The organism is Candidatus Caldatribacterium sp. SIUC1, from assembly GCF_051549785.1.
GTDB lineage: Bacteria > Atribacterota > Atribacteria > Atribacterales > Caldatribacteriaceae > Caldatribacterium.
Genome location: NZ_CP189974.1, coordinates 901,157 through 914,595 on the forward strand (window position 1 = coordinate 901,157; position 13,439 = coordinate 914,595).

Genomic DNA, 13,439 nt, shown 5'->3' on the forward strand with positions numbered 1-13,439 from the left:
AACCACTCGCCCTTATTTTTTTCTCTGGGCCTCTTGTTTGGCCTGACACTCCACACAGTACGAGGTATAGGGGATGGCCTGCAGGCGTTCCAGGGGGATTTTCCTCCGGCAAATCTCGCAGGTGTCATAGGTTCCGGTCTCAATTCTCCGGAGGGCTTTGTCGATCATCTCAAGGGTCTCAAGGAGCATCCTCCTTGAAGAGAGTTCAAGCTCCATGGAGAGCGTGGCATTCCCCATATCGGCTTCATCCAGGGCTTCTCCCCCCGCACGACCGTGCACATCCTGGGTTTTTCGTGCCAGGGCCTCGGTGACCTCTTTCCGGAGCCTCAGAAGCTCCGCCTGAAACTGGGCTTTCTTCTCCTCATCCATCGCATTCACTTCCCGGGTATATTTTAAACCATCTGCGAGTGTTGTAAAATTACGGTACGGAGAAGTTTGCCCCTTTGAGGAAGAACGTGAAGAAGAACATTGTTGGCATGCTCCCTGAGGACCTTGTGCCCTGGCTTGGGCGCGAGGGAGAGCCCTCATACCGGGCAAGGCAGATTCTCCGGTGGGTTTACGAGAAAAGGGTGTCGTCGTTCCAGGATATGAGCGATATCCCCCTGGGATTGCGGGAAAAGCTCTCGGCGTCCTTTGTGCTTGGGACAACACGAATTGCCGAAGTCCGGACCTCTTCTGACGGGACGAAGAAGTTCCTCCTCGTCTTCCCCCAGGGGGATTCGGTGGAGGTTGTGGCCATTCCTCAGCGATCATGGTACACCGTGTGCCTCTCAACGCAGGTTGGGTGTCCGGTACGCTGTCCGTTCTGCGCCACGGGGAGGGCAGGATTCCGCCGCTCGCTCACCGCTGACGAAATCGTGGAGGAAGCCTGGCGGGTGAGCCAGAGCGAAAGAGAGAGGATCACCCATCTGGTGTTCATGGGTATGGGAGAGCCGTTGCTCAACTATGAAGAGCTCGCCCGGGCTCTTCGGGTCTTTCAGAGTCGTGAGGGTTTCGGGATCGGGTCGCGCCGGATTACGGTTTCCACGGTGGGGGTTCCGGAGAAGATGCTCCAGCTTGCCCGGGACTGGCCAGAGGTGAACCTTGCGCTGTCGCTGCATGCTCCCTCTGATGACCTGCGGAACTTCCTTGTTCCGCTCAACAGGACGTATCCTCTAAAGGAGGTGCTCGCCGCTTTGCGGGAGTACCTTCACCTGACCCGCCGGCGGGTCACCATAGAGTACACCCTGTGGCAGGACTTCAACGATGGCAAGGTGCATGCCTTGCAGCTTTCCCGGCTTCTCCGGGGACTCCTTGTCCATGTGAATCTCATTCCGGGGAACCGGATCAAAGGAACACCCTTTGTGCCTTCTCCGCCGGAGCGTGCTGTAGCTTTTGCAGCGCTTTTGCAAAAGCACGGTATACCGGTGACGCTGAGAAGGTCCAGAGGGCGGGATATTCAGGCGGCCTGTGGAGAGCTCTATCGCATTCATGGTTTGAGGGGAGAGGTGGCGGATGATTATTGTCCTGAAAAGCGGTGTAACGCAACAGGAAATTGACGAGGTTGTGCGGCGACTGAAACGCCTGGGATTTGGAGTGCACATCTCCCAGGGGGTTGAGCGGACGATTATTGGCGCCATCGGGGATGAGCGGGGGGTGAACCTGGAGGAGAAAATTGGGGTCCTCCCCTTCGTGGAGCGGGTGATCCCCATCCTCACCCCCTACAAGCTCACAAGCCGGGAGTTCCGGGAGACGGACACGGTGGTTCGGGTAGGGGATGTGGAGATTGGGCCGGGGAGATTCGTGGTGATGGCCGGTCCCTGCGCGATTGAATCCGAGGCCCAGATCGTTGAGGTAGCCCACCGGGTGAAGGAAGCAGGGGCAAAGATTCTCCGTGGTGGAGCCTTCAAGCCCAGAACGTCCCCCTACAGTTTTCAGGGGCTTGGAGAAGAGGGCTTGCGGCTTCTGGCCAAGGCCAGGGAGGAAACGGGACTTCCCTTTGTCACCGAAGCTCTGGGGATTGAGGAGCTTCCTCTCGTGGCTGAGTACGCGGACATGATTCAGATTGGGGCACGGAACATGCAGAATTTCCGCCTTCTTGAGGCGGTTGGGCGACTCCGGAAACCTGTACTTTTGAAGCGGGGCATGATGAACACCGTAGATGAGCTTTTGATGTCTGCAGAGTACATCCTCGCCCAGGGGAACTACCAGGTGGTGCTCTGTGAACGAGGTATCCGGACCTTTGAGCCCTCAACCCGGAATACCCTTGATTTGAGCTGCGTGCCTCTTGTGAAAAAGAAGAGCCACCTTCCTATCGTTGTGGATCCGAGTCACGGGACAGGGCGGAGTGACCTCGTGATTCCGATGAGCCTTGCGGCGCTGGCCTGTGGTGCTGATGGTCTCATCGTTGAGGTTCATCCCAACCCCATTGAGGCGCTTTCCGATGGTCCTCAGTCGCTGACTCCGGACCAGTTCGCCACGCTCATGAAGGAGCTCCGGAAACTCGCGGTCATCATGGGGAGGGAAATGTAGGATTGGAGACGTTCACCGTTGGGATTGTGGGGCTTGGCCTTGTGGGAGGGTCACTGGGGCTTGACCTTGCCCTGTGGGGGAAGAAACGCTGCATCATTGGGTACGACAGGGTTAAAGACGTCGCCCTCCAGGCCCGGGAAAAGGGCGCGATTGAGGTTGTGGCAGAGAGCATCGAGGAAGTGGCGGAACGCGCTGATCTCCTCTTCATTGCCACACCGGTTCGGGAAATCCCCCGGGTGTTCTTCGCCGCCCGACCCTTCCTGCGAGAAGGTGCGAGAGTGCTAGAGACAGGAAGCTCAAAGGAGTGGGTTTTCCGGGAAATTCGTCCTGAAGGGCTTGACATCGAATATATTGGGTTTCACCCCATGGGGGGGTCGCGGGAAGGCGGGATCGACCGGGCCCGGCCTGGGCTTTTCCGGGGTATGCCGGTTCTCGTGATTCCGGGAAGAATCAGGGAAACAACGCGGGCGCTCCTCCAGGAGCTTGGAGAAGTCATCGGAGGACGGGTTTTTTTTTGACCCCCGGGGAGCATGATGAAATCTGTGCTTTCGTGAGCCATCTACCGCACATCCTGGCCAACGTGTTCCTACAGACCGTCTGCGCGGTCCGGGAGGACATTGCTCGTTTTGGTGGCCCCTCTTTCCAGGATATGACGAGGGTTGCCGGATCTTCCCCTTCGGTGTGGGTGGATATTTTCCTCACCAATGAGAAGTTGCTTCGGGCTGCCCGGGAGTTTTTGCAGAATTTCGAGCGCTTCCTGGCCCTTCTTGAGGAGGGAAGAGAGACAGAGGTTCTTGCCTTCCTTCAGGAAATGGCGCGCCTTAAGGAGCGAACAGGACATGGGTCTTGAGTTTCATACTGCAGGAGAATCTCATGGGAAGGGCATCCTCGTGTACCTGAGTGGATTCCCCGCAGGAATGGACATTGACGTGGCCTTCATTGAGGACGAACTTTCCCGAAGGCGAAAGGGGTTCGGTGTGAGCCCCCGGATGGATCTTGAAGAGGACCGGGTGGAGGTGCTCTCGGGTCTTCGCTTCGGCAAGACCCTGGGGAGCCCTCTGGTTTTTTGGGTTCAGAACAGTGAGTACGAGAAGTGGCGACCTCTGATGGACCCGGTGGGAAAAAAGCCTGAAGGGTATGAACCGGTTACCGTTCCACGGCCGGGGCATGCTGACCTCGGGGGAATGGTGAAGTACCGTTTCGATGATATCCGCAACGTCATCGAGCGGGCAAGCGCGCGAGAAACGGTTGGTCGATGCATTGCCGGGGCAGTGGCCAAGCTCTTCCTCCGGCACTTTGGCGTCCGTGTGGGAGGATTTGTGGAGAGCATTGGAGGTGTCCGGGTCGAGGTGGAAGGCCACCCCTTTGAGGAGATGCTGGAGCGAGCCCTCCTTTCCCCTCTTGCGGCACCGGGGAAAGAAGAGGAAATGAAAAGGCGTATCGCCGAGGCCGTGGACAGTGGCGATACCCTGGGAGGGACCTTCATCGTTGTGGCCCTCCACGTGGTTCCGGGTCTTGGAAGCTACGTCGAACTCGAGAGGCGTCTTGATAGCCGTCTGGCCTTTTACCTCATGGGGATTCCCGGCGTCAAGGGCGTGGAGATCGGCGCAGGGTTTTTGGGGGCGACGCTTCCGGGAAGCCGCTTCCACGATGAAATCTGGTACGACCGTGGTCGCACTCCCTTTCCCTTCTACCGCAAAACCAACCGCAGTGGAGGTGTCGAGGGAGGGGTGTCCACCGGGGAGGCTATCTGGGTCCGGTGCGCCATGAAGCCCATTCCTACCCTGAGGCGGGGGTTGCACTCGGTGGATGTGGTGTCAAAGGAAGACGTCGTTGCCCGATACGAGCGGTCCGATGTCTGCGCTGTGCCCCGTGCCCTTGTGGTTGGGGAGGCCATGCTCTCCTGGGTCCTGGCCTGTGCTTATGCAGAGAAGTTTGGAGGAGATACCCTCGAAGAAGCGGTGGAACGCTTCCACGAGTACTGTACGTACCTTGAAAGCCTCTGAGGGTAGGAAGGGTGGCAGGGCATGAGAATACCCCTGAGTCGACCAATGATTGGCGAAGAGGAAAAAAAAGCCGTTCTTGAGGTGCTTGAGTCTGGGCAGCTGGCCCAGGGAGAGCAGGTGGCGTCCTTTGAGCGGGAGTTCGCCGAGTACATAGGAACGAAAGAGGCTGTGGCCACAAGCAGTGGAACGGCGGCGCTTTTTGTGGCCCTCAAGGCCCTGGGGGTGCAACCGGGGGATAAGGTGGTCACAACGCCCTTCACCTTCGTGGCTACGGCAAGTGCCATCCTTCACTGTGGGGGCATTCCGGTGTTCTGTGATGTGGACCGGCAAACCTGTAACCTCGACCCTGAAAGGCTCAAGGCAACGCTTGAGCGGGAATCCGGGGTGAAGGGCGTGGTGGTGGTACACTTGTACGGGACCCCTTGCGCCCTTGAGGAGATCCTCGACATCACAAGATCCCGCGGTCTTTTCCTCCTTGAGGACTGTGCCCAGGCCCATGGGGCAATGTACCGGGGCAGAAAGGTGGGGAGTTTCGGGGATGCAGGGGTTTTCAGCTTCTACCCCACGAAGAACATGACGACCGGAGAGGGGGGTATGGTGACGACCAACGACTCGGAGCTCGCCAAGCGATGCCGGATGCTCGTGAACCATGGGAGCCGCAGGCGTTACTACCATGAAATCCTGGGGTACAATTTCCGGATGACGGACATCGCCGCGGCCATCGGGAGGGTACAGCTTCGACGACTCGAGGAAGGGAATGCCCGGAGGAGGGCCCATGCTTCGTTCTATTTCCGGGAACTTTCGGGCATCGAGGGTCTGGAGCTCCCCTTCATCCCCCGGGATACTCTTCCTGCATTCCACCAGTACACGGTGAAGGTTCGGGAAAGGCGGGATGAGCTTCTGCAGTTTCTCAGGTCTTGGGGAGTGGGGTGTGAGGTGTACTATCCGGTTCCGCTCCACAGGCAGGCGTTTCTACAGTCTTACGGATACGGGGCTTTTCCGGTTGCCGAAAGTCTCTCCCGTGAGGTATTATCAATACCGGTGCATCCCGGTCTTTCCCCGGGTGACCTTGAAGAAGTCGCCCGGCTTGTTCGGGCGTTTTTTGCGAAATGACCCGATCTTCCCGGTGATGAGGCTTGAAAGTGGTTCGAGTTGGTGTTGTCGGGGTAGGGTACCTTGGCCAGCACCACGCCCGGGTGTACTCGGAGCTCCCCGGGGTGGAACTTGTTGGTGTGGTGGACATCAACCGCGAGCGGGCCCGGGAGGTTGCCCGCCGGTACTCAACGACGCCGTTTTTTGATTACCGGGACCTCTTCGGCAAGGTCGACGCGGTGAGTATCGTTGTGCCCACCGTGCTCCATCGGGACATCGCTGCCCACTTCATTGAGGAGGGCATCAACATCCTCATTGAGAAGCCGGTAACCACAACCCTTGAAGAGGCCAAAGAACTCATGGAAATGGCAGCCCGGAAGAACGTCATCCTCCAGGTGGGCCATATCGAACGCTTTAACTCGGCAGTGATGGAACTCGCCAAGATTGTCGATAACCCCATTTTCATCGAGTGTTGCCGGATGGGTCCTTACGTCAACCGGAATACCGACGTCGGTGTGGTCCTCGATCTTATGATTCACGACATCGACATCGTCATGAGCATCGTGAAGAGCAACGTCGTCAAAATCAGTGCTTCGGGGCGTTCGGTTTTCTCTCGTCAGGAGGATATCGCCAATGCCCAGCTGGTGTTCCAGAACGGTTGTATCGTGAACCTCACGGCAAGCCGGGTCACCAGGAAGAAAATTCGCCGCATGGAGATTACCCAGGTGGATTCCTTCATTTCCATCGATTACCTGGAGCAGGAGCTTGCGGTGTACAAGAAAACCTCTTCCCCGCTGCCCCAGCTCCTTATCGAAAAACCGGTCATGCAGAAGGGAGAGCCTCTCCGGCTTGAGCTTGAGCATTTCATCCGCTGTGTGCGCAACGGCGAGAAACCCCTCGTTGGCCTTGAGGAGGGGAAAAACGCTTTAGAGGTTGCCCTGCGGATTCTTGAAGAGATTCAGAAGAACCAAGGTGGTGGCAATGACAACATATGATGTGGTCATTGTGGGTGCAGGTCCAGCAGGGATTTTTACCGCCCTTGAGCTTGCGGAAAAGAGCAACCTGCGGGTCCTCGTAGTGGACCGGGGGAAGAACATTGAAAAACGGGTCTGTCCTGCCCGGGAGAACAGCAGAATCTGCCAGCGGTGCAACCCCTGTTCTCTGCTCTGTGGCTGGGGTGGAGCAGGGGCTTTCAGCGATGGGAAGCTGACGCTCTCACGCGAAGTTGGTGGGCAGCTTGCCGCCTGTATTGAGGAAGAGGAATTCGTCACGGTCCTCGACCAGGTGGATAAGACGTACCTTCGCTTTGGAGGGACATCCCGCATCTACGGGACCGACAGCGAACGGGTGGAGGAGCTCCGGAAAAGAGCCGAAATGGCGGAGCTCATCCTTGTTCCCTCCCAGGTTCGCCACCTCGGGACGGAACGGTGCCGGGATATCCTGCGGAACATCTTCGATTACCTCAAAGAGCGGGTGGACATCAGGACCGCGACCACAGTGGAAGAGCTTCTCGTTCGGGACCAGAGGGTCTTGGGGGTTCGTCTTGAGACGGGAGAGGTCATCGAGAGCACTTTTGTTGTTGTGGCTCCGGGGAGAGTGGGGGCGGACTGGCTCCGCAAAGAATGCCTTCGCCTTGGCCTTTCGCTCAAGAACAACCCGGTGGACCTGGGGGTGCGGGTGGAGGTTCCGGCCTCCGTCATGGAAGAGTACACGAACGTCATGTACGAGCTGAAACTCGTCTACTACTCCCGGACCTTTGACGATCGGGTGCGGACGTTCTGCATGTGCCCCCATGGCGAAGTGGTGACGGAGTACAACGACGGCATTGTCACGGTGAATGGCCACAGTTACGAGGGAAAGCACACACCGAATACCAATTTCGCCATTCTCGTGAGTACGAATTTCACCGAGCCCTTCCATGAGCCCATCGCCTTTGGGAGGTACGTGGCGCAACTCGCCAATATGGTCAGCGGTGGGGTCATCATCCAGAGGCTCCGGGACCTGCAACTTGGCCGGCGTTCCACCTCCGAGCGTATTGCGAAATCTGTGGTCAAGCCCACGCTTGAAGGAGCAAGCCCGGGAGACCTGAGTTTTGTGCTCCCCTACCGTTTCCTCCAGGATGTTCTGGAAATGCTCACAGCTCTTGACCGTTTCATTCCCGGGATCAACTCCCCCCATACGCTCCTTTACGGGGTAGAGGTGAAATTCTATTCCTCAAGGGTTGAGCTGCGGAGAAACTTAGAAAGCGAGATTCAGAACCTCTTTCTCATCGGGGACGGAGCGGGCATCACCCGGGGTCTTGTGCAGGCCTCAGCATCAGGAGTGGTGGTGGCCCGGGAGATCCTTCGAAGGGTAGGGAAACGATGATGGAGCGCGTACTCATCACCAACGACGATGGGTTTGAGAGCCCTGGAATACGGGCTCTCGTGCGGGCATTCCGAAAAGAAGCGGAGGTCATTCTCGTTGCCCCCCGGGAGGAACGGAGTTGTTCAAGCCACAGCATCACGGCCCGGAACCCCCTGCGGGTGCGGGAGGTTGAGGTGGAGGGGGTACGGGGGTATGCGGTGGATGGTACCCCCGCTGATACGGTCATTCTCGGTCTGAATCTTTTCCCGGACATTGACTTTGTGGTTTCGGGAATTAACCGCGGACCGAACCTTGGCTTTGATGTGTTCTACTCGGGAACAGTGGCGGCTTCACTGGAGGCTGCAATGTCGGGAATTCCAGCACTTGCGGTGTCGCTGGTCCTCAATGGCCACGAGAACTACGACCTTGCGGCAGAGATTGCCGTGGAGGTGTGGAAGACTTTCAGGGATATCCTTCGGGGGGAGCGGAACCTTGTGCTGAACGTCAATGTCCCCGATGTGCCCGATCGGGAGTTCCTGCGGGGTCTTCGCATTACCGAACTCGGGGACCGGTTCTACGTCACCGGGGTGCGGGAGATTGCCCAAAGCAACGGGGAGCGAGTGTTCGTCTTTGAGGAGGTCCAGAGGGACCCCCTCTTTCTCGAGAACTCCGACTTTGAGGCCGTCCGGGAGAACAGGGTCTCCGTGACCCCTCTGCGGCCCAATCTCACCGACTACCTTGTTCGGCGAAGACTCGTGGGGATTCTGGCGAGGTGAGGGTGATGCGGCAATGGGTGCAGGGTCGGCTGGTCCTTCGGGGGAGAGTGCAGGGTGTGGGGTACCGGTACTTTGTGCTCCGGAAAGCGGGGGAGTTTGACGTCACTGGGATGGTGCGGAATCTCCCCACGGGAGAGGTGGAGGTCATCGCTGAGGGAGAAGAGGAGGAGGTCCGTCGTTTCTTTGAGGAGGTCAAAAAAGGGCCTGCGTCGGCTCATGTGACCTCTTTCACTGAAGAGTGGTTGCCTTTTAGCGGCCTGTACCACGATTTCCGGGTAGGGTACTGAGATGCACGACGATGGAGCCCGGGAACGCCGGAAGAAAATGGTGGAACACCAGCTCATTGCTCGGGGCATCGCCGACCAGCGAGTGCTTGGGGCTTTTTTAAAGGTTCCCCGCCATCTCTTCGTCCCGGAGGAGTATGAGGAGCTGGCGTATCAGGATTCCCCGCTCCCTATTGGGAGCGGACAAACCATTTCACAGCCCTATATCGTTGCGCTCATGCTGGAGCTTTTGGAACTTTCGCCTGAAGACCGGGTGCTTGAGATTGGCACGGGTTCGGGGTACCAGACGGCGCTTCTGGCAGAAATCGTTCGCGAGGTCTACAGCGTAGAGCGCATCCCAAGGCTTTTCTTTGAGGCCAGAGAACGACTGCACCGCCTTGGGTACACAAACGCATACCTTTTCCTCGGTGACGGGAGCAAGGGCCTGCCAGAGTTTGCCCCCTACGACAAGATTATCGTGAGTGCCTGCGCGAAACACATTTACGAGGCGTGGGTTGAGGAGCTCCGGGAGGGAGGAATCATGGTCCTGCCCTTAGAGGATGCCCATGGCCAGAGTCTCGTCCGGGCCTGGAAGAGAAAAGGAAAGCTCAGGCTCGAGCACCACGGCGGCTGTATTTTTGTCCCTCTCGTTGAGGAGGATGCCCACGGGGAGCAAGAAGACCTGTGAGGAGGTAGACGCCGGAGGCCACCCCAAGGACTGAAGGGGCTGTCCATCCACCGAAAATCCTCACTCCCGCAAGCTGCAGGAGGGCAAGCACGGCTCCAAGGACCATGCTGAGGAGAGCGGCTCTGTCACTTTTTTGCCTGCTGAAGAACGTTCCGACGATGGTTGGCACCACGCTGAGGAGTCCGAGGGAGGAAGTGACCGAGAGCAGGGCGATGAGGTTGAATCGCCCCAGGGCGAAGAAGAAGACGGCAAGGCAGAGCAGGGGGATGAAAAGGAACTGGGCGAAAAGGAGCCGTTTGTGCTCAGAGATACCCTTTGGGAGGACGTCCTGGAGAAAGAGCGAGGAAAGGGTAAGGATGATGGAATCGGCGGTAGAAACGGCGGCAGAGATAATCCCCACCACCACGAAAAGGGCAATCCAGGAAGGGATGGGGAATTCGAGAAGCAGGGTGGGTGTGGCAAGGTCGGGGTTTTTCAGGCCTGGCAGAAGCACCAGGGCTCCAAACCCTAAGGTGACGGTGATGAGGGTGTACACAAAACCGTACCCCAGAAACCCTGTGATGGTTTTGCGCATTTCTCTGAGGTTTGCTGGCACAAGAAGCCGCTGGAAAACCTGGGGATTGGAGATACTGAAGAAGAACCAGGGGAGGGAGAGGTTGAGGAAGGTTCGAAAGGTGAAAAAGCCGTTTCCCGGAACACTCAACCACTGGGGATGGGTGGTCTCGACCGTGTGGAAGAAAGCGGAGAATCCCCCAAGAAGGCGCATGACCACAAAGGAGACTAAGGCAACAGAGCTTGCCATCATGATGCCTGCCTGGAGTGCATCGGTTGCCGCCACAGAGCGAAGTCCGGCAATTGTTGTCCAGAGGATGATGAAGCACAGGGCAAGGAGCAGCCCCACAGGGTACCCGATTGTCCCCCGGGAGAGCACCTCAAGGAGGTACCCGATTCCTGTGAGCTGCACGGAGGTATAGGGGATGAGGAAACCCGAAACGATAAGAGCATACACGGTTCCCACCAGGGGATTCCGGTACTCGAGACTCAGGACCTCTCCAGGGCTCACGCATCCGTGACGTTTGCCGGCTTCCCAGAACTTCGGTCCCACAAGGACTGCCCAGAAAAGCCCCGAGAGGTAGATGAGCTCAAAGCCTAAAGCACCTACCCCTCCGCGGTAGGTAAGGCCCACAAGCCCAAGCATCATGAAGGCGCTGTAAGTGGTGGCACCATAGGAGAGGGCGGCAATGAGCCAGTGGAGCTTTCGTCCCGCCAGGAAGTACTCGATGAGGCTCAGGCGGGCTCCTCTCCGGACCGCCAGGGCGAAAGCGCTTCCCCATCCGGCGTAGAGCGCGATGGCAAGCCAGAGATACCGCTCACTCATGCCAAGACCTCATCATGCGGAGGAGAAGGAGAATGGCCAGAACTGCAAAGGCGCTCCAGAAGAGGAAGCTCCCACTGAAGCGCTGCACCCGGGAGAGGACGGTGAAGGGAAGAAGGTACGCTAAAACCACAAGGGAAAGAAAAGCAAGGAGCACTCTCCTCCCTCCCCGCTTTTTGCTACAATGTAGCAGAAAGTAGGACGGGAGTAAAGGGGGAAGAGGGATGTCCAGAGCTTTTCTCGTCATCGATATGCTCAACGACTTCGTGCATCCCGATGGGGTACTCTTTGTGGGGCATCAGGTGCAGGGGGTCATCGCCACCATCGGAGAACTCCTTGAAGAACGGAGAAAGCAGAAAGACCTCATCATTTATGTGTGCGATGCCCATCGCAGGGATGACGCCGAATTCCGGCTCTTTCCGCCGCACTGTGTGGAAGGGACCTGGGGGGCACAGGTGGTTGCGGACCTTGCGCCCCAGGAAGGGGATTTCGTTCTTCCAAAAACGAAGTTCAGTGCGTTCCTTGGAACACCCCTTGACCTCATTCTCCGGGAAAAGAACGTCACGCACCTTGAGCTTGTGGGAGTGTGCACGAATATCTGCGTGCTGTACACCTGCGCCTTTGCGCGGATGCTCCATTACGAGGTGACGGTTTTCCGGGAGGGGGTGACCTCCTTTGACCTTGGAGCCCATGAGTGGGCGCTCCGGGAGATGGAGAACACCCTGAAGGCGGAGGTTCGCTCATGCGGGAAGTCATCCAGAGCGCAGTGAACGTGAGCACGTCGTCTTCTGCAGTCGTTCAGGAGATGGTGGAGCGTCTTGCTGCTTTTGAAAACCTGAAGGTGGCGGATTATTCCCTGGATCCGGACCACAACCGTTCGGTCGTCACCCTCCTTGGGGCCCAGAAGGCCCTGGAGGCGGCCATTCCCATCTTTTTTGAGGTTGCCGAAAAGTACCTCGATATTCGCCTGCACCGGGGAGAACATCCCCGCATCGGCATTGTGGATGTGATTCCCTTCACGCCCTGGAGGGGTGTCGGGATGGAGGAGTGCAAGGCGCTGGCCTGGCGGGTAGGGGAGGAGATTGCCCGCCGTTTCCGCGTTCCGGTGTATTTCTACGGGGAAGCCGCAAGAAGGCCTGAACACCGGGACCTTTCACAGATTCGCCGGGGAGGGTATGAAGTTCTGCGAGAGGAAATCGCCCGTGTTCCGGAACGCTTCCCCGATGCCGGCCCCTACGAGGTGCACCCCACGCTGGGGGCTACAGCCATAGGAGCTCGGGGACCGCTTGTGGCCTTCAACGTGAATCTCAGAACCCAGGATGTCAGTGTGGCCCGAAAAATCGCCGCACGGGTTCGGGGAGGGTTGCAGGCGGTGAAGGCCATTGGGGTTGAGCTTAAAACCCGGGGAATGGTTCAGGTTTCTATGAACGTCCTGGACTTCCGGCGGAACTCGCTCCTTGAGGTTTTCAGGCTTGTGGCCCTTGAAGCTCGCCGATATGGCGTGGACGTGGCGGGATCAGAAATCATCGGTCTTGTCCCCCTCGAGGCTCTGGTAGATCTTGCGCAGGTTGTCCTTGGCATTCCCGATTTGCGGGTGAGTCAGGTGGTGGAGCACCATCTGGCGGACGGTTTTTGACTTTTTTTGACTAACCCCCTTGACAGTTTGACCTTACTTGATTATAATGGGAGCCGGACTCGAGAACGCTCGAAGACAGCGAAAGGAGGGATGACCTATGGTGAGAAGAAGCGTTCCTGCCCGTCGCGAAGAGCGGCGAGTGAGCCCAATTCGGAGGCTCTGGGATCTCTTTGATCTCCGCAGTGACCTTGACGAAATCTTCGACGAACTCCTGGAGGCACCATTCTTCAGCGCACCGTCTTGGTTTGGCAACTTCCCTGCTGTAGACGTTGCTGAAACCGAGAACGACGTCATCGTCAAGGCAGAAATCCCGGGAATTGACCCCAAGAACCTTGAAGTGCACGTCACCGAAGACTCCCTGGACATCAAAGGTGAAGTGAAGGACGAGTGGGAGGAACGGGACGTTGGATACTGCCGCAGAGAACGTTACTGTGGTGCCTTTGAACGCACCATCGCTCTTCCAGCAAAGGTGAAGCAGGACGAGGTGAAGGCGCAGTACAAGGACGGCATCCTCACCATTACGCTCCCCAAAGTCGAACCGAGCAAACCCAAGGCCAGGAAGGTCGAAATCGAGGTGGCATAGCATTCCAGAAAAAGCCCCGGAGAGGATCCCCTCTCCGGGGCTTTTCTTTTCCCCCCAAAATGTGTACAATGTAAAAGAGGTGTCGGGGCGTGGCGCAGCCTGGTAAGCGCACACGGTTCGGGACCGTGGTGTCGGCCGTTCAAATCGGCTCGCCCCGACCAGT

General features: G+C 57.9%; 17 protein-coding genes and 1 tRNA gene. 15 read left to right on the forward strand and 3 right to left on the reverse strand.

Going from position 1 to position 13,439, the window contains the following annotated elements; translation table 11 throughout:
* Window positions 1-12: 12 nt before the first annotated feature.
* Window positions 13-369, reverse strand: coding sequence for a TraR/DksA family transcriptional regulator (locus ACP6EK_RS04540; protein ID WP_438318526.1), 357 nt, complete (start codon window positions 367-369; stop codon window positions 13-15).
* 74 nt (window positions 370-443) lie between these two features.
* On the opposite strand from ACP6EK_RS04540, the gene rlmN reads away from it, so the two are divergent.
* The 11 genes from rlmN to ACP6EK_RS04595 are packed head-to-tail and all read left to right on the forward strand — an operon-like array spanning window position 444 to window position 9,682.
* The gene (gene rlmN, locus ACP6EK_RS04545; RefSeq protein ID WP_438318528.1) at window positions 444-1,538 is read left to right on the forward strand and encodes a 23S rRNA (adenine(2503)-C(2))-methyltransferase RlmN; all 1,095 of its coding nucleotides are present in this window, start codon (window positions 444-446) and stop codon (window positions 1,536-1,538) included.
* Window positions 1,495-2,511, forward strand: a complete 1,017-nt coding sequence (gene aroF, locus ACP6EK_RS04550) for a 3-deoxy-7-phosphoheptulonate synthase (RefSeq protein WP_438318531.1) — start codon at window positions 1,495-1,497, stop codon at window positions 2,509-2,511. Before rlmN ends, aroF begins: the two co-directional genes overlap by 44 nt.
* A gap of 2 nt (window positions 2,512-2,513) precedes the next feature.
* Entirely contained in the window at window positions 2,514-3,029 is a 516-nt protein-coding gene (locus ACP6EK_RS04555; RefSeq protein WP_438318534.1) for a prephenate dehydrogenase/arogenate dehydrogenase family protein, read from the forward strand.
* On the forward strand, window positions 3,026-3,361 hold the full coding sequence (locus ACP6EK_RS04560; RefSeq protein ID WP_438318537.1) for a prephenate dehydrogenase dimerization domain-containing protein: 336 nt from the start codon (window positions 3,026-3,028) through the stop codon (window positions 3,359-3,361). The genes ACP6EK_RS04555 and ACP6EK_RS04560 overlap by 4 nt, the downstream gene beginning before the upstream one ends.
* Entirely contained in the window at window positions 3,351-4,517 is a 1,167-nt protein-coding gene (gene aroC, locus ACP6EK_RS04565; RefSeq protein WP_438318540.1) for a chorismate synthase, read from the forward strand. Before ACP6EK_RS04560 ends, aroC begins: the two co-directional genes overlap by 11 nt.
* A 21-nt stretch (window positions 4,518-4,538) precedes the next feature.
* A complete protein-coding gene (locus ACP6EK_RS04570) occupies window positions 4,539-5,630 on the forward strand; it encodes a DegT/DnrJ/EryC1/StrS family aminotransferase (protein WP_438318543.1) in 1,092 nt (363 codons plus the stop codon).
* 29 nt (window positions 5,631-5,659) lie between these two features.
* Window positions 5,660-6,604, forward strand: coding sequence for a Gfo/Idh/MocA family oxidoreductase (locus tag ACP6EK_RS04575; protein WP_438318546.1), 945 nt, complete (start codon window positions 5,660-5,662; stop codon window positions 6,602-6,604).
* The gene (locus ACP6EK_RS04580; RefSeq protein ID WP_438318881.1) at window positions 6,591-7,976 is read left to right on the forward strand and encodes an NAD(P)/FAD-dependent oxidoreductase; all 1,386 of its coding nucleotides are present in this window, start codon (window positions 6,591-6,593) and stop codon (window positions 7,974-7,976) included. Before ACP6EK_RS04575 ends, ACP6EK_RS04580 begins: the two co-directional genes overlap by 14 nt.
* Window positions 7,973-8,731 carry a 5'/3'-nucleotidase SurE gene (gene surE / locus ACP6EK_RS04585; protein ID WP_438318549.1) on the forward strand — a complete coding sequence of 253 codons (759 nt, stop codon included), beginning with the start codon at window positions 7,973-7,975 and terminating at the stop codon, window positions 8,729-8,731. The genes ACP6EK_RS04580 and surE overlap by 4 nt, the downstream gene beginning before the upstream one ends.
* Window positions 8,732-8,736: 5 nt before the next feature.
* Window positions 8,737-9,018 carry an acylphosphatase gene (locus tag ACP6EK_RS04590; protein ID WP_438318552.1) on the forward strand — a complete coding sequence of 94 codons (282 nt, stop codon included), beginning with the start codon at window positions 8,737-8,739 and terminating at the stop codon, window positions 9,016-9,018.
* 1 nt (window position 9,019) lies between these two features.
* Entirely contained in the window at window positions 9,020-9,682 is a 663-nt protein-coding gene (locus ACP6EK_RS04595; RefSeq protein WP_438318555.1) for a protein-L-isoaspartate(D-aspartate) O-methyltransferase, read from the forward strand.
* Here ACP6EK_RS04595 and ACP6EK_RS04600 read toward each other — a convergent pair.
* Together ACP6EK_RS04600 and ACP6EK_RS04605 are read right to left on the reverse strand one after the other, a co-directional pair.
* Window positions 9,603-11,060: a sodium:solute symporter family protein gene (locus tag ACP6EK_RS04600; protein WP_438318558.1), complete on the reverse strand. Its 1,458-nt coding sequence runs from the start codon at window positions 11,058-11,060 to the stop codon at window positions 9,603-9,605. The two genes, ACP6EK_RS04595 and ACP6EK_RS04600, sit on opposite strands and share 80 nt — an antisense overlap.
* Complete coding sequence (locus ACP6EK_RS04605; RefSeq protein WP_438318561.1) at window positions 11,053-11,214, reverse strand: hypothetical protein; 162 nt, start codon at window positions 11,212-11,214, stop codon at window positions 11,053-11,055. The genes ACP6EK_RS04600 and ACP6EK_RS04605 overlap by 8 nt, the downstream gene beginning before the upstream one ends.
* A gap of 67 nt (window positions 11,215-11,281) precedes the next feature.
* Between ACP6EK_RS04605 and ACP6EK_RS04610 the strand changes: the two genes are divergently transcribed.
* The 4 genes from ACP6EK_RS04610 to ACP6EK_RS04625 all read left to right on the forward strand — a co-directional run bounded on the left by ACP6EK_RS04610 (window position 11,282) and on the right by ACP6EK_RS04625 (window position 13,437).
* Window positions 11,282-11,827 (forward strand): isochorismatase family cysteine hydrolase, encoded by a 546-nt coding sequence (locus ACP6EK_RS04610; protein ID WP_438318564.1) that lies wholly within the window; start codon window positions 11,282-11,284, stop codon window positions 11,825-11,827.
* A complete protein-coding gene (gene ftcD, locus ACP6EK_RS04615) occupies window positions 11,800-12,693 on the forward strand; it encodes a glutamate formimidoyltransferase (RefSeq protein ID WP_438318567.1) in 894 nt (297 codons plus the stop codon). Before ACP6EK_RS04610 ends, ftcD begins: the two co-directional genes overlap by 28 nt.
* 97 nt (window positions 12,694-12,790) lie before the next feature.
* Window positions 12,791-13,276, forward strand: a complete 486-nt coding sequence (locus ACP6EK_RS04620) for an Hsp20 family protein (protein ID WP_017890337.1) — start codon at window positions 12,791-12,793, stop codon at window positions 13,274-13,276.
* 83 nt (window positions 13,277-13,359) lie between these two features.
* Window positions 13,360-13,437: transfer RNA gene (locus tag ACP6EK_RS04625), tRNA-Pro, on the forward strand.
* The last annotated feature ends 2 nt before the right edge of the window (window positions 13,438-13,439 follow it).

Excerpts from the sequence above, each read along its gene's own strand:
- ACP6EK_RS04540 (WP_438318526.1), bottom strand. The coding sequence starts at position 369 with ATGGATGAGGAGAAGAAAGCCCAGTTTCAGGCGGAGCTTCTGAGGCTC.
- aroF (WP_438318531.1), top strand. The coding sequence starts at position 1,495 with ATGATTATTGTCCTGAAAAGCGGTGTAACGCAACAGGAAATTGACGAG.
- aroC (WP_438318540.1), top strand. The coding sequence starts at position 3,351 with ATGGGTCTTGAGTTTCATACTGCAGGAGAATCTCATGGGAAGGGCATC.
- ACP6EK_RS04570 (WP_438318543.1), top strand. The coding sequence starts at position 4,539 with ATGAGAATACCCCTGAGTCGACCAATGATTGGCGAAGAGGAAAAAAAA.
- ACP6EK_RS04580 (WP_438318881.1), top strand. The coding sequence starts at position 6,591 with ATGACAACATATGATGTGGTCATTGTGGGTGCAGGTCCAGCAGGGATT.
- surE (WP_438318549.1), top strand. The coding sequence starts at position 7,973 with ATGATGGAGCGCGTACTCATCACCAACGACGATGGGTTTGAGAGCCCT.
- ACP6EK_RS04590 (WP_438318552.1), top strand. The coding sequence starts at position 8,737 with ATGCGGCAATGGGTGCAGGGTCGGCTGGTCCTTCGGGGGAGAGTGCAG.
- ACP6EK_RS04595 (WP_438318555.1), top strand. The coding sequence starts at position 9,020 with ATGCACGACGATGGAGCCCGGGAACGCCGGAAGAAAATGGTGGAACAC.
- ACP6EK_RS04600 (WP_438318558.1), bottom strand. The coding sequence starts at position 11,060 with ATGAGTGAGCGGTATCTCTGGCTTGCCATCGCGCTCTACGCCGGATGG.
- ACP6EK_RS04610 (WP_438318564.1), top strand. The coding sequence starts at position 11,282 with ATGTCCAGAGCTTTTCTCGTCATCGATATGCTCAACGACTTCGTGCAT.
- ftcD (WP_438318567.1), top strand. The coding sequence starts at position 11,800 with ATGCGGGAAGTCATCCAGAGCGCAGTGAACGTGAGCACGTCGTCTTCT.
- ACP6EK_RS04620 (WP_017890337.1), top strand. The coding sequence starts at position 12,791 with ATGGTGAGAAGAAGCGTTCCTGCCCGTCGCGAAGAGCGGCGAGTGAGC.